Here is a 24,692-nt window from a genome sequence, read left to right as displayed (position 1 = left end):
TTGGGTTATTGACAACGTTGCCACGGAGCCTACATCGACGGAACGGCAATGCGATTGCGGAGGGTGACGCTTTTCAGAGTAGAGGGTGTGAATACTTCGGACATGTTGCCTCTGGTTGGGCAATTCGATGCACGGCTTGGGCTGCCTAAGCCTCCCTGGTCCCGCGCCCCTTTTCATCGGATGCAGGTGTTCGCGATTCCTGACCCGGCATCTGTTCCGCCTCGTCAAGAATCCATTCGCGAAAGGCGACGACACGGGGATCGGAAGCCGTTTCCTGCGGATACACGAGGAAATAGGCGAGTTCGGACGGAATCGGGATGCCAAGATCGAAAAGCCGGACAAGCCGCCCCTCGGCCAGATCGTTTGCGACAGTGGTGAGGTCCACAAGTGCCACAGCATCCCCGCTGATCGCGGCTTGAAGCATTTCCGATGACGTGGCGAGCGCAACCGTACGACTGTCGTCGAAGGCGTCGATACCGGCAGCCGCCATCCACGTCGACCAGTTCGGCCACGCGACACCCTGTCGCTCCCATTCGATATGGACCAAGCTGTGATCAAGCAGATCAGTCGGCGTTCGAATGGGCCTCTCGGACGCGAGTAGCCGAGGACTGCATACGGGCACGACAACGTCATCAAACAATCGATCAGCGCAAAGGCCGGGATAGTTTCCCGTGCCAAAGCGAATGCCGATATCGATGTCGTCCAGCTCGAAGTCGCGCACCTCGGGGGAGATATCAAAGCGCAGGTCGATTTCCGGCCAAGCGCCACGGAAGCGTTTCAGCCGCTGCATCAGCCATTTGACGGCAAAGTCCGGATCGACGGTGATTTTCAGGTGGCGGGAGCCGCGCTCGCTCCTGCGGGCCTGTGCGACGGCACGCTTCATGAGTTCGAGCGCGTCACCGGATGCGCGGCAAAGGATCAATCCAGCCTCCGTCGTGCGGATCGAGCGATTGGTGCGCTTGAAAAGCGACAGGCCGAGCTGGTCCTCGATTTCCTTGATCTGGTAGCTGACCGCCGCCGGGGTCAGGCCAAGTTCGTCGGCCGCTCGACTGAAGTTCAGATGTCGCCCCGAGGCATCAAGCGCTCTTAGCGCCCGCATTCCAGGAATTATGCTCATTTTTGCTTCAAAGAAAGTTTGAAATTCTGAACGAGAATACTCGTTTCCCTGCTCGCATTCAATATGCGAGTATGTCAATTATTCGAGAAATATCAGGTAGCCGCGATAACGGCAAGGAATATGCCACATGAACTCGACAAAAATTACCATCAATTTTTTTAATTCAAAAATGCACGATCTGGTGCGTCGATTCAACGATGAAACGCGCCGGCGGCGGACACTGCATTACCTCAAGCGAGACCTGCGTCGTCTTACTGAGCAACGCCTGCGGGACATAGGCATCAACCCGCAGAACATTCCTCATCTGACGAAATGTGAATTCGAGTTTTGAAATCAGGCCCCAATGGGCTTCTGGGAAGAAAGCCCCGACATCTGGGCATTCATTTCCACATGCCTGCAATGGGCCGAAAGCAATCGCGGGTCGCACGGATATCCAGCAAAAGGCTTTCGATCTCTCGCCAAAATTAACCATTTAGACCTCCTTCGGTCGACCTCGACGCGAAGTCCAGATAAGAACCTGGATCATGTTCAGGATGATACAAATACAGCTCTGATCTCCCGCGGCCTTTTCGTCCGCCGATCTGCTGTGCCTGCCGTCGACCTCTGGAGTCTGAACATGACCCTCATCGCCACCGCTGCCATTGCCCATCGCTCCCGCGCCGAGGTGTCGACCGTCAGTGTGTTGGTCGATGGCTTGGAAATACGCCCAGCCGCCTTCCGGATGGCGGAGTGGTTGAGCCGTGGCGAACCCCGACGACACGCCCAAGGGCCAGCATTTCCTGCTCTCGCCAGAGTGCCGAACGCTGACGGTGCTCGATCTCGCCAAGATGCGGGATGCGACTGCCTCCAACTGGTTTAAGCGCCTGCGCTGGCACCAGACGGAGGGCAAGCCTTACTGCCCCCGGTCATGAGGCAGGCACCAGCAGGATACCGGTGCGATGTTCGGCTTCTTCCGACGATAGGGCGCTGGCAGCACCGATAGCGAATAGCTTCTATGGTCAAAGACGGTAAGGGCGGCCGTTCATCGAAAGATGAGCATTCACCATGGCGTTCGGTATAGATGCCTTGGAACACTGGCTACAGCGCAGCGATCCTTATAACTTCGACGTTCAGATTGCGGACGCCGCCTTGATCGGACAAGGCGGCGTCCGTCACCTTTACCAGGAATACTTCAGCGTGCCGACGACCTTGCGCCGATCGCCGTAGAACTCAGTTCCGTAGTAGCTGCTGGCGATATATTTGCGATCGAACAGGTTCGTCGCGTTGACGGCAAGCGTCACGTCCTCGGTCACCTTGTAGCTGACCGCGGCATCAAACAGCGTGTAGGCGGCAACCGACACGGTATTTGCATCGTCCCCATAGGACTGGCCGATATAACGCACACCGCCGCCGAGCGTCAGGTCGCCGCGCTTTCCGTCTCCGGGGATCGTGTAGTCGAGCCAGGCGGATGCCAAGTGCCGCGGCACGCGTGAAGGCCGGTTACCGATGTTGCCGCCGGTGCCGTCCTCGCGGATTTCGGCGTCCCAATAGGAATAAGCAAGCGTGAGATTAAGCCTGTCGTTGATTGCGGCTTTGCCTTCGAGTTCGATGCCGCGCACACCCACCTTGCCGATCTGCTCCTGAACCAGAGGGGTGACATAGCTCGGCACATTCGTTTGGGTAAGATCAAACAGCGCCAAGGTGAAGAGGCCATCAAACCCATCAGGGCGATATTTGAGGCCAATCTCGTATTGTTCACCTTCCTGTGGCTTCAGCGAGCCCGTCACGGTGTATCCGTTTGCGGTCTGCGCGACGAGCGGCTGGAAGCTTTCCGAATAGTTCGCATAGGCTGCGAGATTCGGCGTAAATTTATACGTCAGCCCGGCACGCTTGGTGAAGGCTGACGCCGTGTCGTCGTCGCTTGTCCCGCTGTCGAGATAATCCGCAGTCGTGTGGACATGGTCCCATCGTCCGCCCAGGGTAACGATCCATCGGTCGTCGAAGGTCAGTTGCTCCTGTGCGTAGATCCCGACCGCCTGCTGCTTGACGCGCCAGTTCACGTACGGGCCGAGATTGATGCAGGAGAGACCGCAATAGACGGGGTCGTTGATATCGATCGGTCCGGCCGTCCCGAACAGGATGTTCTCGCGCGTATTGTCGTTGGTGTAATCGACGCCGACCAGCGTCTTGCTGTCGATCCCGTTCCATGTCGCATCATATTGCAGCTGATTGTCGATGGCATAACGGTTGGACATGCCGTCGACCGAGAACGCCGTTCGATCGGCGGTCGGATCCAGTGATGCGCCATAGACTTCGGCATAGTCGAGCTCGAGATGCGTATAGCGGGCATTCGAGCGAAAGGTCAGATTTTCATTGATCTCGTGTTCGAACTGATAGCCGATGTCGGCCTGCTCCGTATTGAAGCGATTGAAGTCCGGCTCGCCGAGGAAGGTGTCGATATCGATATCGGCGTCCGTGGGAAATCCGCGCGCGCCCGTTCCATCGCGTTTGTAATAGTCGGTCAGGATGGTGAGCGAGGTCCCCTCTTCCGGTTTGATCGTCAGGGCCGGTGCAACGTAGGTGCGGTCGTCGTTCGAATGATCCCAGCCCTGATCACCGTCCTTGGCAAGTGCGGTAAGCCGGTAGCTCCACACGCCGTCGGGATCGATCGGCCCGCCGAAATCCGCGCCTACTTCCTTGGTGCCATCACCATAGGAGGTGTAGATTTCGCCATGCTTCTCATCCAAGGGCCGCTTGGTGATCGCATTGACCAGTCCTCCCGGACCGTTGAGACCGAAGAGGGTCGAAGTCGATCCCTTCAGGACCTCGACGCGCTGAAGACCATAGGGTTCAAGGCGGCTGGCCGTGAACCACGCGGGAATACGCGCCGCCAGACCATCCCGATAGGTGCCGAGCGCCGTCTGATCAAAGCCGCGAATTCTTATATAATCGTACCGGTCGTCGTTGCCGAACTCATCCGAAAAGACGCCGGCAGTATAAGCGACCGCCTGCTGAAGATTGTCCACATGACGCTCTTCCAACTCCTTTTGCGTCACCACCGATACGGAGGCCGGGACATCGATGACCGGAGTGTCTGTTTTGGTGCCGGTGGCGGTATTCTTGGCGACGATGGTGCGATCCGGGCCAACCACACGATCCGACTTGCCCGTTATGACGATCGGGGCCAATTGCGTCGCCTCTTCGGCCGAATTGTCCTGTGCCCAGCCGATGCCTGCCGATCCGAATGACACCGTTATCAACGCGCTGCTCGCAACCAATCGGCTTGTGAGCATGCGCAACTTTCCCTGTAGTCCCACTGTCATACTATCCCCTGTCAGACCAATATCGGGCAGTGTGACGGCCGCCCCTCCGGCCACTGCTAAGGTTGCGTTTACTCAAACAGGAGAATTGGAGTCAACTTAATAATCACGGTTTGTGACCATCTTTGCACCCAGTCGAACCTTGAGGTTTTGGAGCAACACGGGCCGCGCGCCCGGCAGTCTCGATCGGGCTTGGGGGCGGGCAACGAAGCGGCAACAGACCCGCACAAGCTTCAATTGGAAGGATCGGCAATGGGATGGTTTGAGATGGACCATTCCGATCTAAACCGCTTCCGAAAGATGCAAGCTAGCCTGATGATCAATACAAGCTTCGAGGAGTCCTGTGCGCGGGTTCGTCGTATAATCGTCGACACCGCGTTTCGGTGCGGACAGTCGGCGCACATCGGCGGTAGCCTGAGCATGGTAGAGCTGTTGAATACGCTCTTCGGCGACGTGCTTTCGCATCGCCCCCATGAACCTCAATGGGACGGTCGCGACATCTTCATTCTTAGCAAGGGGCATGCAGTGCTGGGCTATCTGGCGGTGCTGCATCACTTCGGCTATTTCGACGCCGAAAAGCTTGCGACCTTTCAGACAAACGGCAGCGATCTGATCGCTCACCCGGTAAAGAAGGTCGCGCTCGGCATCGAAAGCTCCAATGGCAGCTTGGGCCAGGGCCTTGCCTATGGCATGGGCATCGCCCTTGGTATGCGCAAGCGCAAACAAGACCGTCGTGTTTATGTGCTTCTCGGCGACGGCGAATGCAATGAAGGGTCCGTTTGGGAGAGCGCCGCTTCCGCTTCGGAAATGGGCGTCGGCAACCTTACCGCGATCATTGATGAGAACGGGTTCCGCAACGACGGGCCGAATGCCACCTATAGCAATAGAATTGCATTGACGAACATCTGGAAAGCTTTCGGCTGGAACGTCATCAATGTCGATGGCCACGATCACCATCAGATCCTGTCGGCACTCCAGCAGGCAAAGCAGGTCGCGGATATACCGACCGCCATCGTCGCCCGTACCGTGAAAGGCAAGGGATTGTCATTCATGGAGAATAACAACGATTGGCATCACAATCGCATCACGGGAACTGTCTATGAAGAGTGCCTGAAGGCGCTCGGCGAGAGCACTGGGTCGGAGCTGGAAACGGAAGGAGAATTCCGTGGTTGAGTTGTCGAGCCGTAATGCACGCACATGGTCGCGCATCGGGCCGCGGGCTGTTTATGGCCAGGCGCTGACAGCGCTCGCGACCGAAAACGAGAACATTATCGCGATGAGCGCCGATCTTGGGCGGTCTTCCGGTCTAGACCGATTCTCCAAGGAACATCCGGACCAATTCCTTAATACCGGTATTGCCGAGCAGAACATGGTGGGCTGCGCTGCCGGTCTCGCTCGCATGGGGTTCGACGTGTTCGCCTCGACGTTTGCGCCCTTTGCTTCAATGCGGGCAAGCGAACAGGTGCGCATGAACATGGGTTATATGGGCGAGCCGGTGAAGCTCGTCGCACTTGGTAGCGGTCTGGCGATGGCTTATCTCGGCAACTCCCATTTCGGCCTGGAGGATGTCGCGGTCATGCGTACTGTGCCGGGCCTGACGATCATATCGCCGGCCGACTGCTCGGAAATTTACAAGACGTTGGAGGCTTGTGTCGGCTTCGACCAACCGGTCTATATCCGCCTGACCGGCACGCCCAATGCACCGGTCGTCTATACGGAAGACTACACGTTCGAAATCGGCAAGGCCGTTTGGCTGACGCCGCCACGCGAGGTGATGCTGATCTCGAGCGGCACCACGGTCGGGCATTGCCTTCTGGCCGCTGAAAAGCTGAGTGAAGCCGGTCTGGAAGTCGGCGTCCTCAACATGCATACGATCAAGCCGCTGGATGCGGTCGCACTGGCTGACGTCGCTCGCCATGCCAGCACGGTTTTCGTCATCGAGGAGCACACGACGGTTGGCGGTCTCGGCAGCGCAATCCTTGATCACTACAATGCTTCGGGCATGCCGTTTCCGCGCATCGTGACGCACGGCATTCCGGATCGCTTCGTCGAGACTGGTGACTATGCCTTCATGCTGAAGGCTGCGCGCTTGGATGGCGAGGGTATCGCCGGTTTCCTGCAGGAAAAGTTGTTGCAATAGGAAATCGAAGCATGAGTCTGGATCATTGGTACATCTACGGGGCGGGCGGCCTCGGCATTGAAACCATGGACATACTGCAATCGGCAATCCGCCGAGGCCTGCAGAAACCGCATCATTGTGCATTCATCGTTGATCATCCGACGGCGACTGAGGTGCTTGGGTTTCCGGTCGTCGCCGTGGGGGATCACGTTCCCGGCGCCAAAGTAACGATCGCAGTCGGTGAACCTTTTGCCCGGAAAGCTCTTCTCGAGAAGGTGGAAGGGTTGGGCCTTGTGCTTCAATCGATCTTCTCCCCCGATGCCTTCATTTCCGAGTATGCGGAGATTGCCGACGGCGTGATCGTCGCGCCGCATGTCTCCATCCAGGCGACGGCAAAGATCGGTCGAAACGTTGCCGTCAATACAGCTTCGATCCTTGGCCACGACATTGTGGTAGGAGAAAACTGCGTCGTCTCATCCATGGTCAATCTGGGCGGCGGCACGCAAGTCGGGACGTTGAGTTATCTGGGCATGGGCGCACTCGTCAAGGAACGCGTGCAAATCGGACACTCGTCAATTGTCGGCATGGGCTCGGTCGTGCATATCGACATTCCGGATGAAGTCATTGCGCTGGGCAATCCCGCGCGCGTCGTTCGCAGGAACGAAGACAAAAAAGTGTTCAAGTAGGAGCAAGACATGAGCAACAAAGAAAAATACGATGCCGCTTTCATCGAAACGTTCGGTATTGGCGCCGAGGATTTGAGCGACGGCCTCCAGTATCAGAGCATCCGCGCTTGGGACTCGGTCGGTCACATGGCGCTTATCGCATCTCTTGAGGATACGTTCGACATCATGCTTGATATGGACGACGTGGTCGATTTCGGCTCGTACAAGACCGGCCTGAAGACGCTCGAGAAATACGGCGTGTCGTTCTGAATGTTCTGGCAAAGCCTCTCGGATGGCGCCGATGACAGGACGTTCCTGATCGCCGATGGACGCCGCTACAGCTACAACGACGTTTTCGGATTCGGAGATGCGCTATTCTCCAAGGCCGACAGGGCGATCGTACTGATTCTGTGCGATCGGTCGCCCGAAACCGTTGCGGCCTATCTGGGAGCCTTGCGGAAAGGCCTCGTGCCCATGTTGGTCGACGGTGAACTGACCCGTCACTCGCTGGAACGCACCGTGGGAGCCTATACCCCCCGTTACATCGTCGCTCCCGCAGAGATGGCGCTGGAAGACTATGCGCCAAACGGGCGATTGGGCACAAAGGCTCTGTTCGAGCGGTCGTCGGTCGTAAACACGACGCTGCATCAAGATCTTGCCTTGCTCATTCCCACCTCGGGTTCGACAGGCGACCCTAAATGCGTGCGACTGACGGCCAACAATATCGATGCCTGCACGCGTTCGATCGTCGAATATCTCGGCATGACCGGAGAACGCATTACGGTCAGCCTTCTGCCATTTCATTACTCCTACGGGCTTTCCGTTCTCCACAATACGATATTTGCGCGCGCCTGCATGGTGTTGACTGATAAGTCCATCCTCGACAGGAGCATTTGGCAAATGATCGAAGAGGAGAGAGTTACCGACCTTGCCGGCGTGCCCTTCACATTCGAAACATTGCGGCGCATTCGCCTGAGCGAGGCCTGCCTTGGCAATCTCGTCTGCGTGACGCAGGCCGGCGGGCGCCTGGCACCGGAACTGACTCGCCATTTCTGGCAGTATTTCGCCGATCATGGCGTGCGCTATTTCACCATGTATGGCCAGACCGAGGCTGCCCCGCGCATTTCCTATGTCCCCCCCGGCCAGGCGATCGAGAAGCTGGGAAGCGTCGGCATTCCGCTGCCCGGCGGTCGAGCTTTGATCGCGGAAACGGGCGAGCCGATCGGTGAAGGTGAGCTGCTCTATGTCGGCCAGAACGTGTCGATGGGGTATGCGACCTCCGCTCAAGACCTTGAAAAGGGCGACGAATTCCACGGTAAACTTTATACCGGAGACTATGCCAAAATCGATGAGGACGGGTTCATCACAATCGTGGGCCGTAAGAAGCGCTTCATCAAACTGCACGGAATTTCAGTCAATCTCGATCATGCGGAGTCCGTGCTGAAGTCCGGCGGGCTTGATTGCATCGTCATCGGTGCCGAAAACCGCCTGATGGTCTGCATCAGGGAGCCGGACGCGGAGCGAGCGCAGACGGCATTGAAGGATAACTTCAATTTCCACCCGTCTGTTGCAAGGGTGGTTGTCTCCGAAACCCTACCGCTCACCTCCGCCGGAAAGCCGGACTACGTTACGCTGTCCGAGCGTTTCCTGTAGACCTCTGCGAAATCAAAGGCGGCAGAGCCGCATCTGTCCTGCAGCAGCCTATCGGCAATATCAGAGCTTCGCCAGCATGGCCTGCAAGTCGACGATCCGGGCCCTCAACTGCGGATAAGCGTTCTGCCAGTAGCCGTAGTGCTCGAGCAGACGGCGCATGGAGGCCGGCAGATCCTCTCTTGTCATATAGCCCTTTTCGAAGGCCATCTTCATTACTTCCTCATAGTAAAGAATGCCGTTGATGAAGAGCGGATTGATCTCGTGATTTGAGGTCGAATTGGCATGCTGGCGGAAATAGGAAAGCGGATGCGGATGTCCGATGATCGGGCCGCGTTTGGCGAGATCGATCCATGCCGATAGATCAAGGATGCCGCGGAAGATCCCATCCTCATCGACGCGAAACAGGCGGAATGCGCCGTTCTCGTCGAAGCAATCTTCCTTTCGGAACATCACGCTCGAGAACTCGCCAATCAGGTTCATGTGATTGACAGCTGTCACACGGATGAAGGCGCCGCCGTCGATGACCTTTGCCTGGTCGGCGATGCCGAAGTGATTGACCAGCGACGTGATGCGGTTTTTCCCATCGATCAGGTAACGCGGCGAAAAGGCGAGCCTCGTGCCGAGATGGCGGCTCTCCTCCAGTGTCTCGAGCAGGAACTGAACGCAGAATGGGTTGATAATGTCATCATCGAACAGAAACTTGATGTATTCGCCGTTCGCAAGATTGGCCAGCCGGATGACATTGGAAAACTCGCTCGGCTTCGGATTTCGGCTATAGGAGAGATGCTGCTGATATCGCTCGCAGATATTTGCGATTGCATCCGTTGGGCAATCGTCTGAAACGATAATCTCCGTATCGCCATAGCTTTGCCCGATGGCACTCTTCAAGGCTTGCTCAAAGAAATCCGGCTTGTAGGCGGGGATGCAGATCGATACTCGGGGCATTGCTGGTCCTTTTTGCGGTTGTCTCACCCGTGAGTGGTTGGAAGTGGCATGACGCTGGCGCGGCGCGCGCAGTTCCCCAGCACGAGATTCAATGTCGGATGAAGTCGATGCCTGGCGACTGTCGATGGGGCGGCACGGCCAGTGCCCTGATTTCCGGCAGTCGTTGTCTGCTCAAAACGCTTGTTGTCGAAGAGCAGCTCGCTGCGGCATGTTCCACGGGCGCCTCATTGACGACGATACGGCGACCACTCGAAGCGTGTGAGATCATCAGGCGGACTGCACTTTCGGAAGCGGTTTCTGCGCGGAAACGGCCCATCTCAAACCATCTCGCCGCCGATTTTTCCAATTTAACCTTGTGCGAGTCTTTTGCCCTCTTGCTGACCGTCCGGCATCCCGCGCGCAAGCCACGAGAAAGCTAACCCCCCTAGTCTGCGGAGACAATCAAGGCCCGGTTTCCGCCTTGTGGCATATATCGTGATATGGAGCAGTGAAATGACGGCGAACGAACTACCCATTGTTCCAGTAACGAAGCCGCTCCTTCCCGATCTCGCAACGGTCAACCGTACCCTCGCCGACATCTGGGCTACCGCCTGGCTGACCAACATGGGTGCTCAGCACCGTGAACTGGAATCACGGCTTGCCCACTTTCTCGACGTTCCCTTCGTTAGCCTGTTCAATAACGGCACCGTCGCCCTGCAGATCGCGCTGAAAAGCCTCGACCTGCCTGCCGGCGGCGAGGTCATCGTCACGCCCTTCACCTTTCCGGCGAGTGTACACGTCATCGATGCCTGCGGACTGACGCCGGTATTTTGCGATATCGATCCCGTCACGCTGACCATCGACCCGGTTCGGATCGAAAGCCTTATCACGGACCGCACCTGCGCCATCCTCGGCGTTCATGTCTACGGCATTGCATGCGACGTGAAGGCCATTGATGCGCTCGCGGCAAAGCACGGCATCAAAGTCATCTACGACGCTGCTCACGCCTTTGCCACGCGTGTCGACGGGAAGCCGATCAGCCTCTTCGGCGACATCACGATGCACAGCTTTCACGCAACGAAGCTTTTTCATACCGTCGAAGGCGGTGCGCTGATTTCACCGCATGCGGAACTTCAGCGCACGATCTACCTTCAGCGGAATTTTGGCATTGCCAACGAAGAAACAATCCTGCTCGCCGGCCTCAACGGCAAAATGAACGAACTGCAAGCGGGCGTCGGCCTTGCCGTACTCGACATGGTGAAGGATGAATGGGAACGTCGCCGGTCATTGCTCGAGCAATACCGCACGTTGATCTCCGCCATGCGCGGCGTCACCATCCTCGAGCCACAGGCCGGTGTCACGCCGAGCTATCAATATCTGCCGGTACGCATCGATCCCGATCAATCCGGCTTCACACGCGACATCCTCTACAGCAGATTCCGCGAAAAGAACGTGCTCGCGCGCAAATATTTCTACCCGCTTTGCAGCGATGCCCCGCACTATAAGAACCAGCCTTCCGCGCAGGCTTCCAACCTGCCGGTAGCGACTCAGGCGGCGAAGGAGGTCCTTTGCCTGCCGTTCTTCGGCGCGCTGACCGCCAGCGATCTGGCACGGATATTCAACGTCATGATCGCCACCTACGAGGAATATCACTCGGCGTCGCTGCCCACGGTCGGCCTTGCTACGGCAGCCATGGGACGAAGAGGCTGAAACGCCATGGCTATCGACGACCAACTCGCCAATGATCCTGTTGTGTTCCTGAACGAAATCAATTTGTTGACCGAGCACCACAAGGCTTATTGCGATCTTTACGGTCATTATGTGCACACGATGTTCGGCGACCGCGCGGCGACGTCGCTCGCCGAAACACCCTATCTGCCAGTCCGGGCCTTCAAGAACTTCGACCTCAAAAGCGTCCCCGATAGTGAGGTCGTCAAAATCATGACCTCGTCCGGCACGACCGGACAGGTTTCCAGGATCTATCTCGACAAGGAAACGTCACAGGCACAATCGCGCAAGCTCGTCGAGGTCTTCTCGATCGCCTTCTCGAAAAGCCGCTTCCCGATGCTTGTCATCGATGCGGAGAACACTGTTGCCGATCGTCGGAAATTTTCCGCGCGCACGGCAGCGATCAATGGTTTCAGCATGTTCTCAAGAGGACGCGATTTCGCGCTCGACGACGAACTTTCCGTCGACCTCGATCGCGTGCAGGCCTTCGCCGAAAGCAATCGCGACAACCGCATCTTCATCTTCGGTTTCACTTCTATCGTCTGGTTGAACTTTGTTCAGATGCTGCGCCGCCAGAATGTGCGGCTCAACCTGTCAAACAGTTTCCTGCTGCACGGCGGCGGATGGAAGAAACTCGCCGATCAGAAGATCTCGGATGCGATGTTCAAGGACGAGGTCCGCGAATGGACCGGCTGTAGCGACATACGGAATTATTACGGCATGGTCGAGCAAACGGGTACGATCTTCATGGAGTGCGAACACGGCAATATGCATGCCGCACCCGGCTCCGATGCCCTCATTCGCGATACTTCGTCGCTCGATGCGCTCCCGCACGGCCGGGAAGGCCTTATCCAGGTCTTCTCCTCCATCCAGAAGAGCTATCCGGGCCACTCGTTGCTGACTGAGGATGTCGGCTTCACGCTCGACGGCGCATCCTGCTCCTGCGGCAATCGAAACACGATCGTCAAAATCAACGGCCGACTGCAGAAGGCGGAAATTCGAGGATGCAGCGATGCCTATAATTCGTGACGACAGGTTCGAAGCGGGCGACTGGCTGAAGCAATTCGATCTTTCGTCACGCCACGCTTTCTTCGATGAGCGGGTTGTCGATTTTCTGCATGAGCTTTCCCGTCGTCTGATGAAGGACAACGATGCCCGGCATTATCCGGACCTCGTTACCTTCGCCTATTTCTGCCGCAAGGCGAATCTGCGGACACTCTCGCAGCAATATCGAGATGCAGAATATCGCAGTGGATGGGGTACTGTGGCCCATATCGCGCCATCCAATATTCCCGTCAATTTCGCCTTCTCGTTGGTCTTCGGCATGCTGTCCGGCAATTCGAACATTGTGCGCATGCCGAGCAAGGCGTTTCCACAGAACGATATCTTCTTGCGGGCATTCGACGGCGCTGCAGAGTCGGAAACATTCCGATCGATCGCAGTTGGCAATGTATTCATCCAGACGGCGCGGGGAAGTGCCAAGCTCAAGGAGATCGTTGCAGCGGTTGATGGCCTGACAGTTTGGGGAGGCGACGCGACCGTCGCCGAATTCCGCTCGCTGCCGAAGAAGCCTCGATCCGTCGAGCTTTATTTTCCGGACCGGACATCATCGGCCGCGATCGACGCCAGCGCCTATTCCGCGCTTGAGACGGAACAGAAGACGAAACTGGCGCGAGATTTCTTCAACGACACCTATCTGGTCGACCAGAATGCCTGCTCCTCGCCAAGTCAGATCTTCTGGCTTGGGGAACCGGCCGCGATCGCCAAAGCCAAGGTCGATTTCTGGCATCATCTCGACGAAGAGCTGCATCGCCAGGACTTTCGTCTGGATACGGTCGCACGACTGGACAAGTTTCTCGACCTGATGAATGCAATACGCACGACCGGGGGAACCCTGGCGCTCAACCGCTATTCGCCGGATATCTGGTGTATCGGCCAATCCTTGCCGAAGGAAACGCGGCTGCGCTTCGGCCAGTTTGCAGAAATTGACGTACAGGCGCCTTCCGACATCGCAGCGTTTCTTCGCCCGCAGGAACAGACACTGACCTATTTCGGACTGCAACCGCAGGCGCTCTTCCTCGCTCTCCAGTCGGGTTCTGCCAATCACGCGATCGACCGCATCGTCCCTATCGGCAAGGCGCTCGATATCAACCCCTTCTGGGATGGCAAGGACATTCTGTCGCTTCTATCCCGGCGCGTCGAAATAGTGGAAGGGCGCGAGAATGCAGCAATATCCGCAACGGCTTTAGCGAGTTTCCAGAACTGAGCGGTTCAGCTCGCGATTCAATGCAGCCCCCTGTCCAGCCGCAGGATCTGTCCGGTCATCTTTGATGATGCATCGGACACCAGATAGGCGACAAGTTCGGCCACGTCGGCCACTTCGACCACTCCCTCCAATGCCGAACGCTCATCCAACGCTGTTCTTGCTTTTTCGTCCATCTGAAGAGCCATGTCGGTTTCGACCACCGCGGGCGCAATGGCATTGACGCGAATCCCGAATGGCCCCAGCTCGGTCGCCATCACCTTTGTGGCGTGGATCAGCGCAGCTTTGCTGCCCCCATAAGCGAGCGTTCCCGCGTCTGAAAGCAGTCCGGCGGTCGATGCGATATTGACGATGGAGCCTGCCTTCGCGCGTACCATTCTCTTCGCCACATATTGAGAAAACAGAATTTGGTTGAAGTAATTAACGTCGAATATCCGTTTCAGATCCTGGATCGAAACCATCGAAAACAGCCCGCCGGCAGCGACACCAGCGCAATTCACCAGCGCATCGATGCGCTGGTATTGCCGGTGAAGTGCCTGCGCACATTCCTTCACCGAATTCGGGTCGGCGAGATCGAGCTGGAAGAAGCGGACATCGCCTTCATCCCCCGTCGGAAGTGCGGGAGACGGATGGCGGCTGCAGGCAGCGACTGAAAAACCGTCCCCGACCAGCTTCCGAACAACGGCGAGACCTATACCTCTGCTGCCGCCTGTTACGACCGCAACGCGTTCAGGATCGTTCGGCATCTGCAAGCCCTCCGCAATTGGCGATCACCGGTTCCAGGAGATCATAGTCGATATCGTCCATAATGGTCCGGTTCGGGAAAAGCGGAACCGGTTTGCCGGTGAGAGCCTTGGAGACGGCCGGCGTCGAAAAATAGAGGACCACCGCTTGCTCTGTGAAATGATCGACCAGATCCGGTGCGCCACTTCGCAGCGCCTTGAGCAGGACATTGACGTCCTCCGGCCATGCGGCCTCCGTCTCCTTCAGAATCAATGCATCAATCTCGGCCAGACCGGCAAACCGCTCTTCCAAGCGCGCGGCCGCAATTGCATCGAATGCCGGGACCGACCTTTCTGGTTCACCGGGAAACATCCTTGCCAGCAGTTTATAGAATGGTCTGTCTGACACGTTCATCGATACGATCCGAAAGGAGAAGGGCAACTGCCTGAATGGTATTGGCAGGATTAACGCAGGAACCGGTGACGAAGACGCTGGAGTCGATCACGTAGAGGTTGTCGGTATCGTGAACTTTTCCCGATGGATCGACGACGGAGTGCTGCGGATCGTCGCCCATCCGCGCGGTTCCGAGCAGATGCCATCCGGCGTTGCGGACCGGGCCATAGGCCGAGCTTCTCACGGCTCCCGCCGCCGCCATGAGTTCGCGCCCGCGGGTCATGCCGCGCACCATCATCTTTTTCGTATTTTCGTGCAGCTTGTAGTGAACCTTGATGCCCGGATCTCCGAAACGATCCTGTCGTGTTTCGTCCAGCTCGATCCTATTCTCCACCTCCGGCAGATCTTCGCAGATGATCGCCACAAGGAGTTGCTTGCCGTAGAGCGCATCGAAATCGCCATAGATATCGCTCCCGAAACGCAGCTTGCGTTTGCCGAGCGCAGACATCGCCGTCTCGACAGGGCCTGTCCCCCGCAATGCATGCATCATATAACCAAGCTTATGCCCCGCCTCTTGCGAACGGTAAAACTGCAGGCTGTAAAGCATGCACCCCTGCGGGCCGGCGTCCGTGTCCATCCGCTCGGCAAAGATGCCTTCCACATAACCAAGCGGATGGATCATCAGATTGCGGCCGACGAGACCCATCGTATTGCCGATCCCTGTCGGGCGCTCGGCATTCCTCGAGTTGAGGAGAATGCGCGGCGTACCGATAGCGCTTGAAGCAAGGATGATGTTGTCGGCGTGAAACGCATGGCGCTCGCCGTTCGCATCAAAACCCTCGACACCATAGGCCACACCGTCCTTGACAAGGACGCGCGACACAGCGAATTCGGGAACAATCGTTAGTCCTTGCCTCAACGCATCCGTCAGATAGGTATTGTCGGCACTCGCCTTGGCCCCTTGCGGGCAGCCCGTGTTGCAAGGGCCAAGGTTGAGACAGGCACTGCGCCCGCCCTTGTCCCGCGTGGCGATTGCGGCAAAGCTTGGCCACCAGTGCCAGCGTTTTTCATTGAACGCCCGAGCGAGCCGGGCACCCGCCACGCCAAGCGGCACAGGCGGAAGCGCCTCCTCGATGTGCGGATAATAGGGATCGCCGACGAGACCGGACATGCCCATCTGCCGTTCGTTCAATGCGAAATACGGCATCAGTTCGGCATAGCTCAGCGGCCAGTCCTCACCGAGGCCCTCATTGGTCTTCAACGAGAAATCAGGCTCAAGAAACCGTGGAAAATGACCGGAATACAACACCGTTGAACCACCAACAGCGTTGAAGTTGCATACCGCAATCGGGGAATCTGCGTCATCAACCGGGTAATCGAAACGGTTCTGCCGTTCTGCAATTGCTGGGTTGAACTCCGCCCTCTTTCGGATCTCCCAGTCCGGGCCTGTGGATGGGTAACTGGAGGGCTCCATCCGCGGGCCGCGGTCAAGGCACAGCACCCGATATCCCTTCGACGTCAACCGCCAGGCCGCTGCCGCTCCCGCGGCCCCGGCTCCGACAATGATGAAGTGGAAACGGTCCATTACTTCGGAAGAAACTGCTCTAGGATTTCCGGTATCGTAATCAACATATCGGCCTCGCAAGCGATCGTGCCGTTGGTATAGCCCGTCGCGTGACCCTTACATATGCCGCGTCGCCAGCTGTCCACGTAAGCTTCGATCTGCAGGCACTCTCCCGGCAGAACTTCCTTGCGAAACCGCACCGTGTGCTGAAGCGCATGAGTGACCATCCCCTTCAGCCCTTCCTGCGTGGTGATCGCGACGGTGAGCATCTGCGCCATCGCCTCAAGCTGCAGCGCGCCGGGCATGTTCGGACGGCCGGGAAAGTGGATGGGAAAATACCACTCGTTGTTGGAGAGGTTCTTGTAGCCCTTTGCATATTTACCTGGCTCGACATCGGTGACGCAGTCGATCATCAGGAAAGGATATCGATTTGGCTGATAATCCTTCAGCGCTTCCGCGTTCAACATGAATCCCAATGTTCTTACTCCTGTCTGACAGCTAAATTCAGCATATGCGGCAGCACGATCCTGGATAAGCAATGTTCATGGATCTGACTCGCGAAGTGAAGGCGTACTGCGACTTAGCAAGCCAACCCTGCCGCAGGCTTGCGCAGAAACCCCGCCCAACTTGCGCTGCAAAGGCGCCTATAGGCTGGTTTCACCAGCCAGTGTGGCTCTCATTGAGAACGAGAACAACGGCTTATCAAAGCAAACGAACTCATGCTTCCGGAGTGCCGTCAGCTATACCGAAAATGCGATAACCGTCGATGTCATGGATTGCAATGGTGCGCCTACCAGCGCATCGGCCCGAAAATCGGAATCGATTTTCGGGCCGATGCGAGGATTGAAAGTGTTAAGGCGTCTTAGGCAGCTCGCGAAAGCTGGCTGAGGGTAAAGACAGAATGCTCGCCGGCGTTCGAGAAGCGGGGAATTTCACTCGCCCTTTCGCTTTCGCAGGACATAGCTGCTCTCGTACTCCGGCAATTGACCCAAAACATCATAATTTTCGAAAAGGCCCGCTGCACCTATTCTATCTACGGCGGGTCCTACTTCTGGTGAATGGGCAAAATCGCCATAGTCGTCGAAGACGATATACCCACCAGGTACGACAAATCGCTCATAAAGAAGGAAATCTGCCCATACATTCTCGCTCGCATGACCGCCATCGATATGCAAAATCTTGAACCGTTTGGTGGCCTGAAGCGTGCGCTCGATGGCATTTTGCGAGTAGCCTCTTACCAAAATGCAGGTTCTATAAAGAACATTGCGAAAATAATCGACTTCTTGAAGTTGTCCTGGCAATTCGAATGGATCGATTCCAACGAGTTTTGTCGAAGGCGACGAAAGCCTTTGCATAAAGGCGAGAGACTTGCCTTTCCAGACGCCGATCTCAACGATGTCTCCCTCGAGTGAGGCCACGTCGATACTGAGAAATCCCAAAAGCTTCACGTAGGAATGAAAGGACAATTCTGTTCGGGACATGTACTTGACTGGCATCGCGGCATAAGCTGCGGCAAAATCTGTCTCCAGCTTATCCCATTCGTTGTCGACGCGTGCCCGCACTGCAGGGTCCGTCATCAGCGCTATTAGACTATCCATTACCCAGTCCCCTGCCAGATTTTTACCATTTCTTCGATGTGTTATTGCTCTGATTCTGTCAATATGGAGTGCCCCCACCAACTCCCGAGGGGAGGCCATTTCGCCGATGAAGCCTTTGCAGAGAGCGTTATCTGTCGGCCAAATCCTGGACGGCGAACGCAATGCTCACCGCGCGATTGACGGCCGCCGCAAGAACCGACATATGGGTCTCGCCGGCATACAGCTCGAATTCGGTACGCAATCCGTCGGCGGTGCCGTTTAATCGCTCCGCCATCTCCCGCGCCAGGAGGACGGTCCGCTCGATCTTCCTCTTCTCCAGACGTGTCGCGGCATCCTCGTTCCGGTACTGGAAGGGTGCCAGCTCATCGCCTTCGTGTTCTCCGGCGGACAAATGCAGGAAGGATGCCTTTCCCGGTATGACTTGGCGGTTCGCCTCATTCTTGAGAATTTCACTGTTCTCCCAATAGATGGTTGGGCTGGCGGCAATCCAATTGGCAAACAGACTTGGACGCTCGAACAGGCCATAGAGAGTAAAGAGGCCGCCGAAGGAATGTCCGAAAAGCGATCGGCGCATGGGATCCAGGATCACCATCTCTGCAATCCGCGGTATAAGCTCGTGCTCGATGAAATCGAGCAGCTTGCCGGTCCCTCCGATGACAACCGGCGGACCGCCCTCAACGAAGGGCGGATAGGATTTGACCGGCGGAGGCCCTAGATCCCAAGACCGGCGGAGTGGATCATAGGGCGCGTCGCACGGATAGCCGATCGCCGCGATCACCCCCCAGCCGACATTCGTTCCCGTGGGATAAGGTGCCTGCGTGACCAAGCTGGCGACCGCGAAGGGGAAAGTGGCGTTGCCGTCGGTCAACACGAGAAGCGGCCATCCTTCCGCTGGTGGTCTCTCTGCCGGAATGGACAGGAATATGCGATAGGGCTCGCCGCCCGCGACAGGAGTCAGATCGAAAAAACACGTTCCGGGCATTGAATAGACGCTGGAAGGAATGGTCATGAGAATCGCCTTGTCGATATGCGCGCCAACGGGAAGAGCCAGTACACGATGCCGAGTGAATATCTGGACGCCCTTATTCGCGAAGATATGGCACGCGAAGAAGATGGCCGCTATGCCCTATGCTCGCTGTTGCGGGCGGAAGAGGAATCCCGGCGCGGAGAAATGCTGCCCTTTTCGGCTCTGGATGCCGTCGACGCGGAACTGGATGAAGAGCTACGCTAGTGGCTCAGTGCGTTCTCATCCTGCCGGCCGACGACGCCGGCCGGCATAAGCGAGAGCATGTCGTCGTTTCTTAACTGACACCGAGGAACTGCTTCAGCTCTGCCGTCTGCGGATTGGCGAAGACTTCCTCCGGCCGGCCTGCTTCGTGGACCCGGCCCTGATGCATGAAGACGACACGGTTGCAGACGTCGCGGGCGAACTTCATCTCGTGGGTTACCATCAGCAGTGTCATGCCCTCGGCGGCAAGCTCGCGCACGACGGCCAGAACTTCGGCGACCAGTTCCGGATCGAGCGCGGAAGTGATTTCGTCACAGAGAAGGGCTGCAGGCTGCATGGCGAGCGCGCGGGCGATGGCGACGCGCTGCTGCTGGCCACCCGAGAGCTCGTCCGGATAGGCGTCGAACCTGTGGCCCAGCCCCACCCGCTCCAGCATCTTGCGGGCGGTGGCTTCGGCTTCGGCCTTCGGGGTTTTCTTGACCACGGTCTGCGACAGCATGACGTTGCCGCCGACCGTCAGGTGCGGGAAGAGGTTGAACTGCTGAAAGATCATGCCGACCTTGAGGCGCAAGGCCTTCAGATGCACTTCGTCATCGAGGAGCTGCGCGCCGGCCACGGAGATCGAGCCGTCGGTGATGGTCTCCAGGCCGTTGATGCAGCGAAGCAGGGTCGATTTTCCCGAGCCGCTCTTGCCGATAATGGCGATGACTTCGCCAGCCTCGACATCGAGATTGATGCCCTTCAGCACCTCGGTGGTTCCATAGCTCTTGCGGACTTCAGTGATTTCGATGAGCGACATTGAGCTTCCTTTCCAGGATCTGGCTGCTTTTCGACAAAGGCCAGCAGAGGGCGAAATAGATGAGGGCGACGAGCCCGTAGACGGTGAAGGGCTGGAAGGTGGCATTGGTGACCACGGTGCCGGCTTTCGACAGTTCGACGAAGCCGATGATCGAGGTCAGCGCCGTACCCTTGACGATTTGAACGGAGAAACCGACGGTGGGCGGTATGGCGACCCTCAGCGCCTGGGGCAAGATGACGTAGCGCATCTGCTGCAGCCGTCCCATGCCAAGGCTGGCGGAGGCTTCCCATTGCCCCTTGGCGACCGCTTCGACGCAGCCGCGCCAGATCTCGGCGAGGAAGGCAGCACTCCACAGGATGAGCGCCAAACCCGCGGCAAGCCAGGCCGGCACGTCGATCCCGAAGAGGCCGAGGCCGAAAAACGCGATGAAGAGCTGCATCAGCAGCGGCGTGCCCTGGAAGAGCTCGATATAATATTTCGCGATTGCCCTGAATGCCTTGCGCTTGCTGATGCGCAGGAACAGCAGCCCCAGTCCGACCACGCTGCCGCCGATGAACGAGACGAGCGAAAGCAGGATCGTCCAGCGGGTGGAGAGCAGCAGGTTGCGCAGGATGTCCCAGAGTGTGAACTCGATCATCGTGCCGCCCTCCTCGGGAAAATGAACCCGCCGACCACTCCCAGCAGCTGCCGGAGCAGGATTGCCAGGACGAGATAGATTGATGTCGAGACGATGTAGGCCTCGAAGGCGCGGAAGGTTCGTGATTGTATGAAGTTCGCCGCAAAGGTCAGATCCTCGGCGGCGATCTGCGACACGACCGATGAGCCGAGCATGACGATGACGACCTGCGACGATAGCGCCGGCCAGATGCGCTGCAGTGACGGCACGAGAACGACATGGCGGAAGGTTTCGAAGCGCGTCATGGCGAGGCTCTCGCCTGCCTCGAACTGGCCCTTCGGGGTCGCCTGGATGCCCGCACGGATAATTTCGCAGCTATAGGCGCCGAGGTTGATGACCATCGCGAGATTGGCGGCCGTCAGTTCGGGAAGCTGGAGGCCGAGCGACGGCAGACCGAAGAAGATGAAAAAGAGCTGGATCAGAAAGGGCGTGTTGCGGATCAGTTCGACATAGGTCGCAACGACAGGTTTCAGCCAGGCCGGGCCGAGTGCGCGCACCCAGGCGCAGAAGATGCCGAGGGCAATGCCGAGCACACCGCCGATCGCGATAAGCTCCAGGGTGACCAGTATGCCCTTGATGATCTCAGGGTAATATTGCAGCAGCCAGCCAAATTCGAAATGATAGCTCAAGGAATTGTCCCCTCTTGCGGTGACCGAGCGTCACGTCATCCCGCGTGCGGGCGCGGGATGACGTTGGTAAGACCGGGTCCTTAGAGATCCGACGGGAGATCAGCGCCGAGCCACTTCTGCGATATGGCGTTGAGCGATCCATCGGTTTTGGCGGCGGCGATAATGCCGTTCACCTTCTCCAGAAGCGCCGCCTGCTCCTTGTTGAGGCCGATGTAGCAGGGCGAATTCTTGATGAGGAACTTCAGCTCAGGGCGCTTGGGAGGATTTTTAGCGAGGATCGCAGCGGCCACGACGTTGCCGGTGGCGATGGTGTCGACCTGGCCGGACAGGAAGGCGGAGATGGTGCCGTTATTGTCCTCGTAGCGCTTGATCGTCGCATCGGCCGGCGCGATCTTCGTCAGTTCGAGGTCCTCCACGGCGCCGCGCGTGACGCCGATGCTCTTGCCCGCAAGATCCTCCGCCTTGGCGATCGAAAGATCGGCCGGCGCGAACACGCCATTGAAGAAGGGGGCATAGGCTGCCGAGAAATCGATCACCTTTTCGCGCTCCGCATTCTTGCCGAGGCTCGATATGACCAGATCGACTTTGTTCGTCTGCAGATAGGGGACGCGGTTGGCGCTGGTGACCGGCACGAGTTCGGTCTTGACGCCCAGCTTTTCGGCAATGAGATTGGCTACATCGATATCGTAGCCCATCGGCGCCATATCGGTGCCGACGCTACCGAAGGGCGGGAAATCCTGCGGGACGGCGACACGCAGCGTCCCGCGCGCCGTGATGTCGGCGAGAGCATCGGCATAGGACGCCGAGCCGAAGCCGAAGGTTGCAGCCAGGGTCGCGATTGCGAAGAAGAATCGTCTTGTCAGCATGTTTCAATTGCTCCTTTGAAGTTGTGATTTTTTGGGTCTGACGGTTGGGGATACGGCTCTGGGAGGAAGGGACAGGGAATTGCGCAGTTCCGAGAGCGGATCCGGACGCGCGGTGAGGTCGAGGCCCATTTCCACTTCGTCGAGATGTTCGACGGAGAGCTCCGCAGCTCTGCCGAAATCGCCCGCCTGCATCGCTTCGAAGATGCGGCAATGCCCGTCGTGAGACTGTGTCGCATGAAATTCAGACTGATAGAGCATCGAAATGAGGATCGTCCTCGCGGTGAGATCGCGCAGGATGTCGACGATGATGGCGTTCCCGCTCAATTCTGCGATGCGGATGTGAAAATCGCCCATCAAATAGGTCAGGCGCTGGCGGTCGCCGGCAGCCATGGCGCTTTTTTCCTCGTTCAAATGCGCGTCGAGAGCTTTATGTCCCTCGTCTGTCAGCACGCGCATGCTGCGCAGCAATCCGGCCTCGATGACGCGCCGCGCCTCATAGACCGCGATCGCCTCTTCGGCAGACGGCTCGACGACGAACCAGCCCCGTCTCGGACTGACATGTACGATGCCGCGTGTTTCCAGGCGCATCATGGCTTCGCGAACGCGGGTGCGGGACACGCCGAAAAGGGTTGCCAGCTGGTTTTCGCTGAGCCGCGTACCGGGCCGGATCTTGGCTGACAGAATCCCGGAAACGATCGTTTCCTCGATGGTCTTCTGCGTGGTCTCGGATGTCTGGCTATCTTGCATACAAGACAGAAAGCAAAGCGCGTGCCAAAATTCTGCGTTCAGGATTTCCAGGATATCTCGGATTCGGCGGCTGGAATTTGCACCCTGGGAATGCAGACTGAACGTAAATTGAGCGAGTGTCGGCAACTCGTTGTCAATCCGGATCGGCGCCGGCCGCCCAAAGCCCACAAAGCCCCTTCACTCTCGAAAAGCTGCTTGCGGCAAGACCGGTTCGGCCGGGGAATGGCAGCGGAAGACCGCGCGCAAGGGAGCCCTTGCAGAGTTTCTGATGCAATCGCTTTTGCGTGGCGCCGATCTGGATCTCGAACGGCAGCGCGACGAACCGCGTGATCTCCAGCTGTGAGACTTCTGCCGGCCACGAATGTGCTTTCCGAGGTGACACGGCCGCGTCCCGATACACATGCCTTGCAATGGCTGGACAGTCTCGATGAGGATCGCTCTTTCATCAGCGTCGTATCGATCGCGGAGATCCGGCGTGGCGTTGCATTGATGGCAAGCGGTCGGAATCGCGACGTGCTGGCCGAATGGCTTGCCCAGGACCTGCCAGCCGGTTGCGATAGGCTGGGGCGACTTGATGGGGTTCGCAAAGCGAAGCGGACGCGGCTTGTCGTCAATGGACGGCCTGATTGCCGCCACCGCGATTACTCATGATCTCACCCTCGCCGCCCGCAATATAAAGGATTAGAGGGCTTTGGGATCGAGCTTGTCGATCCTTGGACCGAGCGCCCGTGACGATCCGCAGAGCGGAGCGCCGTGGGATTTTTCTTTATTTATGCAAATCGTTTGCCCAAAACCGCTACGCACCTTTGGGCGACATGCATTAGAGCATTTCCGGTTTTCTCCGAATCATGGAAATGCTCTATCTCTTTGTTTTCACGCAATTCCGGGCGCAAAACCGCTTCGCACTTTTGCTGGAATTGCTCTAGTTGAAACTCGAGGTCTTGAGGAATTCCGCCAGCCGTTCGGTCTTCGGATGCACGAACATCTCCTTCGGATTGCCTTCCTCGCAGATGACGCCCTGGTTCATGAAGATGACGCGTGACGAAACGTCATAGGCAAAGCGCATCTCATGGGTGACGAGCAGCATGGTCATGCCGTCGGCGGCAAGCCCCTTGATGACCTGCAGCACTTCGCCCACCAGTTCCGGATCGAGTGCCGAGGTCACCTCATCGAACAGCATCAGCCTGGGCGACATGGCGATGGCGCGGGCGATCGCGACACGCTGCTGTTGGCCGCCGGAAAGCTGTCCGGGATAATGGTTCGCGCGGGCGGCAAGGCCGACACGATCGAGCCATTTCTCCGCGATGGCGCGAGCGTCCGGCTTCGTCATTTTCTTGACCTTGACGAGGCCGAGCATGACGTTTTCGGCGGCGCTCATATGCGGGAAGAGATTGAACTGCTGAAACGCCATGCCGGTCAGCGCGCGCTGTCGTGCAATCTCCTTCTCGCTCTTGCGTCGTCGCGTTGTCCCTTCCGCGCGGTAGCCGATCTCCTCGCCATCGAGGCTGATCGTGCCGCCCTGGAATTCCTCCAGCATGTTGATGCAGCGCAGCAGGGTGGTCTTTCCGGAGCCGGACGAGCCGATGATGGAAATGACTTCGCCTTCCTCCACGGCGCAATCGACGCCTTTGAGGACTTCGTGGATGCCGTAAGTCTTGCGCAGACCCTTGATGTCGAGAATGGTCTTGGCCATCGGGGGAA

At 57.8% G+C, this 24,692-nt stretch carries 26 protein-coding genes and 3 pseudogenes; 12 read left to right on the top strand and 17 right to left on the bottom strand.

Annotation, left to right across the window (positions count from 1 at the left end; translation table 11 throughout):
* Window positions 1-145: 145 nt before the first annotated feature.
* Entirely contained in the window at window positions 146-1,117 is a 972-nt protein-coding gene (gene gcvA, locus FHT75_RS27445) for a transcriptional regulator GcvA (RefSeq protein WP_183845249.1), read from the bottom strand.
* Window positions 1,118-1,280: 163 nt separating this feature from the next.
* Entirely contained in the window at window positions 1,281-1,589 is a 309-nt protein-coding gene (locus FHT75_RS27440) for a hypothetical protein (protein ID WP_183845250.1), read from the bottom strand.
* A 268-nt stretch (window positions 1,590-1,857) separates the two neighbouring features.
* On the opposite strand from FHT75_RS27440, the gene FHT75_RS27435 reads away from it, so the two are divergent.
* A complete protein-coding gene (locus FHT75_RS27435) occupies window positions 1,858-2,028 on the top strand; it encodes a hypothetical protein (protein WP_183845251.1) in 171 nt (56 codons plus the stop codon).
* 246 nt (window positions 2,029-2,274) lie between these two features.
* On the opposite strand, the gene FHT75_RS27430 is transcribed toward FHT75_RS27435, so the two are convergent.
* Complete coding sequence (locus FHT75_RS27430; protein ID WP_183845252.1) at window positions 2,275-4,419, bottom strand: TonB-dependent siderophore receptor; 2,145 nt, start codon at window positions 4,417-4,419, stop codon at window positions 2,275-2,277.
* Between the two features lie 264 nt (window positions 4,420-4,683).
* On the opposite strand from FHT75_RS27430, the gene FHT75_RS27425 reads away from it, so the two are divergent.
* The 5 genes from FHT75_RS27425 to FHT75_RS27405 are packed head-to-tail and all read left to right on the top strand — an operon-like array spanning window position 4,684 to window position 8,853.
* The gene (locus FHT75_RS27425) at window positions 4,684-5,589 is read left to right on the top strand and encodes a transketolase (protein WP_244604821.1); all 906 of its coding nucleotides are present in this window, start codon (window positions 4,684-4,686) and stop codon (window positions 5,587-5,589) included.
* Entirely contained in the window at window positions 5,582-6,556 is a 975-nt protein-coding gene (locus FHT75_RS27420; RefSeq protein WP_183845253.1) for a transketolase family protein, read from the top strand. The genes FHT75_RS27425 and FHT75_RS27420 overlap by 8 nt, the downstream gene beginning before the upstream one ends.
* An 11-nt stretch (window positions 6,557-6,567) precedes the next feature.
* Window positions 6,568-7,221 (top strand): acyl-ACP--UDP-N- acetylglucosamine O-acyltransferase, encoded by a 654-nt coding sequence (locus tag FHT75_RS27415; RefSeq protein ID WP_183845254.1) that lies wholly within the window; start codon window positions 6,568-6,570, stop codon window positions 7,219-7,221.
* 9 nt (window positions 7,222-7,230) lie between these two features.
* Window positions 7,231-7,470, top strand: a complete 240-nt coding sequence (locus FHT75_RS27410) for a hypothetical protein (RefSeq protein ID WP_007637453.1) — start codon at window positions 7,231-7,233, stop codon at window positions 7,468-7,470.
* The gene (locus FHT75_RS27405) at window positions 7,471-8,853 is read left to right on the top strand and encodes an AMP-binding protein (RefSeq protein WP_183845255.1); all 1,383 of its coding nucleotides are present in this window, start codon (window positions 7,471-7,473) and stop codon (window positions 8,851-8,853) included.
* A gap of 60 nt (window positions 8,854-8,913) precedes the next feature.
* Here FHT75_RS27405 and FHT75_RS27400 read toward each other — a convergent pair whose 3' ends face one another.
* The gene (locus FHT75_RS27400) at window positions 8,914-9,798 is read right to left on the bottom strand and encodes a glycosyltransferase family 2 protein (protein WP_028758662.1); all 885 of its coding nucleotides are present in this window, start codon (window positions 9,796-9,798) and stop codon (window positions 8,914-8,916) included.
* A 492-nt stretch (window positions 9,799-10,290) separates the two neighbouring features.
* Between FHT75_RS27400 and FHT75_RS27395 the strand changes: the two genes are divergently transcribed.
* The 3 genes from FHT75_RS27395 to FHT75_RS27385 are packed head-to-tail and all read left to right on the top strand — an operon-like array spanning window position 10,291 to window position 13,771.
* Window positions 10,291-11,487, top strand: a complete 1,197-nt coding sequence (locus FHT75_RS27395) for a DegT/DnrJ/EryC1/StrS family aminotransferase (RefSeq protein ID WP_183845256.1) — start codon at window positions 10,291-10,293, stop codon at window positions 11,485-11,487.
* Between the two features lie 6 nt (window positions 11,488-11,493).
* Window positions 11,494-12,534 (top strand): long-chain fatty acid--CoA ligase, encoded by a 1,041-nt coding sequence (locus FHT75_RS27390; RefSeq protein WP_183845257.1) that lies wholly within the window; start codon window positions 11,494-11,496, stop codon window positions 12,532-12,534.
* Window positions 12,518-13,771 (top strand): acyl-CoA reductase, encoded by a 1,254-nt coding sequence (locus tag FHT75_RS27385; RefSeq protein WP_183845258.1) that lies wholly within the window; start codon window positions 12,518-12,520, stop codon window positions 13,769-13,771. The genes FHT75_RS27390 and FHT75_RS27385 overlap by 17 nt, the downstream gene beginning before the upstream one ends.
* A gap of 17 nt (window positions 13,772-13,788) precedes the next feature.
* Here FHT75_RS27385 and FHT75_RS27380 read toward each other — a convergent pair whose 3' ends face one another.
* From FHT75_RS27380 to FHT75_RS27355, 7 genes and pseudogenes are all read right to left on the bottom strand, one after another.
* Complete coding sequence (locus FHT75_RS27380) at window positions 13,789-14,514, bottom strand: SDR family NAD(P)-dependent oxidoreductase (RefSeq protein WP_183845259.1); 726 nt, start codon at window positions 14,512-14,514, stop codon at window positions 13,789-13,791.
* Complete coding sequence (locus FHT75_RS27375) at window positions 14,498-14,803, bottom strand: hypothetical protein (protein ID WP_246713320.1); 306 nt, start codon at window positions 14,801-14,803, stop codon at window positions 14,498-14,500. Before FHT75_RS27375 ends, FHT75_RS27380 begins: the two co-directional genes overlap by 17 nt.
* 73 nt (window positions 14,804-14,876) lie before the next feature.
* Window positions 14,877-16,145, bottom strand: coding sequence for a GMC oxidoreductase (locus tag FHT75_RS27370; protein WP_246712971.1), 1,269 nt, complete (start codon window positions 16,143-16,145; stop codon window positions 14,877-14,879).
* Between the two features lie 198 nt (window positions 16,146-16,343).
* Window positions 16,344-16,469: pseudogene (locus FHT75_RS36300) on the bottom strand (FAD-dependent oxidoreductase); the annotation flags it as partial.
* Window positions 16,469-16,915 carry a 3-hydroxyacyl-ACP dehydratase FabZ gene (gene fabZ / locus FHT75_RS27365; protein ID WP_174824469.1) on the bottom strand — a complete coding sequence of 149 codons (447 nt, stop codon included), beginning with the start codon at window positions 16,913-16,915 and terminating at the stop codon, window positions 16,469-16,471. The pseudogene FHT75_RS36300 and the gene fabZ, both read right to left, overlap by 1 nt.
* Window positions 16,916-17,380: 465 nt before the next feature.
* Complete coding sequence (locus FHT75_RS27360; protein WP_183845261.1) at window positions 17,381-18,046, bottom strand: class I SAM-dependent methyltransferase; 666 nt, start codon at window positions 18,044-18,046, stop codon at window positions 17,381-17,383.
* Window positions 18,047-18,173: 127 nt separating this feature from the next.
* Window positions 18,174-19,055, bottom strand: coding sequence for an alpha/beta hydrolase (locus FHT75_RS27355; RefSeq protein WP_097543285.1), 882 nt, complete (start codon window positions 19,053-19,055; stop codon window positions 18,174-18,176).
* Window positions 19,056-19,103: 48 nt separating this feature from the next.
* On the opposite strand from FHT75_RS27355, the gene FHT75_RS27350 reads away from it, so the two are divergent.
* Window positions 19,104-19,277, top strand: coding sequence for a hypothetical protein (locus tag FHT75_RS27350; protein WP_244604819.1), 174 nt, complete (start codon window positions 19,104-19,106; stop codon window positions 19,275-19,277).
* 70 nt (window positions 19,278-19,347) lie between these two features.
* On the opposite strand, the gene FHT75_RS27345 is transcribed toward FHT75_RS27350, so the two are convergent.
* The 5 genes from FHT75_RS27345 to FHT75_RS27325 form a co-directional block, all read right to left on the bottom strand.
* The gene (locus tag FHT75_RS27345; protein ID WP_047613813.1) at window positions 19,348-20,073 is read right to left on the bottom strand and encodes an amino acid ABC transporter ATP-binding protein; all 726 of its coding nucleotides are present in this window, start codon (window positions 20,071-20,073) and stop codon (window positions 19,348-19,350) included.
* Complete coding sequence (locus FHT75_RS27340) at window positions 20,051-20,710, bottom strand: amino acid ABC transporter permease (protein WP_063474010.1); 660 nt, start codon at window positions 20,708-20,710, stop codon at window positions 20,051-20,053. Before FHT75_RS27340 ends, FHT75_RS27345 begins: the two co-directional genes overlap by 23 nt.
* Window positions 20,707-21,378 (bottom strand): amino acid ABC transporter permease, encoded by a 672-nt coding sequence (locus FHT75_RS27335; RefSeq protein ID WP_047616948.1) that lies wholly within the window; start codon window positions 21,376-21,378, stop codon window positions 20,707-20,709. Before FHT75_RS27335 ends, FHT75_RS27340 begins: the two co-directional genes overlap by 4 nt.
* Window positions 21,379-21,458: 80 nt before the next feature.
* Window positions 21,459-22,244 carry a transporter substrate-binding domain-containing protein gene (locus FHT75_RS27330; protein WP_063474011.1) on the bottom strand — a complete coding sequence of 262 codons (786 nt, stop codon included), beginning with the start codon at window positions 22,242-22,244 and terminating at the stop codon, window positions 21,459-21,461.
* Between the two features lie 3 nt (window positions 22,245-22,247).
* The gene (locus tag FHT75_RS27325) at window positions 22,248-22,991 is read right to left on the bottom strand and encodes a GntR family transcriptional regulator (RefSeq protein ID WP_063474012.1); all 744 of its coding nucleotides are present in this window, start codon (window positions 22,989-22,991) and stop codon (window positions 22,248-22,250) included.
* 211 nt (window positions 22,992-23,202) lie between these two features.
* Between FHT75_RS27325 and FHT75_RS35970 the strand changes: the two are divergent.
* A pseudogene (locus FHT75_RS35970) lies at window positions 23,203-23,334 on the top strand (prevent-host-death protein); the annotation flags it as partial.
* Window positions 23,331-23,723 (top strand): annotated as a pseudogene (locus tag FHT75_RS35965) (PIN domain-containing protein). The pseudogenes FHT75_RS35970 and FHT75_RS35965, both read left to right, overlap by 4 nt.
* A 190-nt stretch (window positions 23,724-23,913) precedes the next feature.
* Here the strand turns inward: FHT75_RS35965 and FHT75_RS27320 are convergent.
* The gene (locus FHT75_RS27320; RefSeq protein ID WP_063474013.1) at window positions 23,914-24,684 is read right to left on the bottom strand and encodes an amino acid ABC transporter ATP-binding protein; all 771 of its coding nucleotides are present in this window, start codon (window positions 24,682-24,684) and stop codon (window positions 23,914-23,916) included.
* Window positions 24,685-24,692: the final 8 nt, after the last annotated feature.

Source organism: Rhizobium sp. BK112, assembly GCF_014193215.1.
In the GTDB taxonomy this organism is placed as follows: Bacteria; Pseudomonadota; Alphaproteobacteria; order Rhizobiales; family Rhizobiaceae; genus Rhizobium; species Rhizobium anhuiense.
The sequence above is the reverse complement of the archived record's forward strand: the minus strand, read 5'-3'. Positions and strand labels throughout refer to the sequence as shown.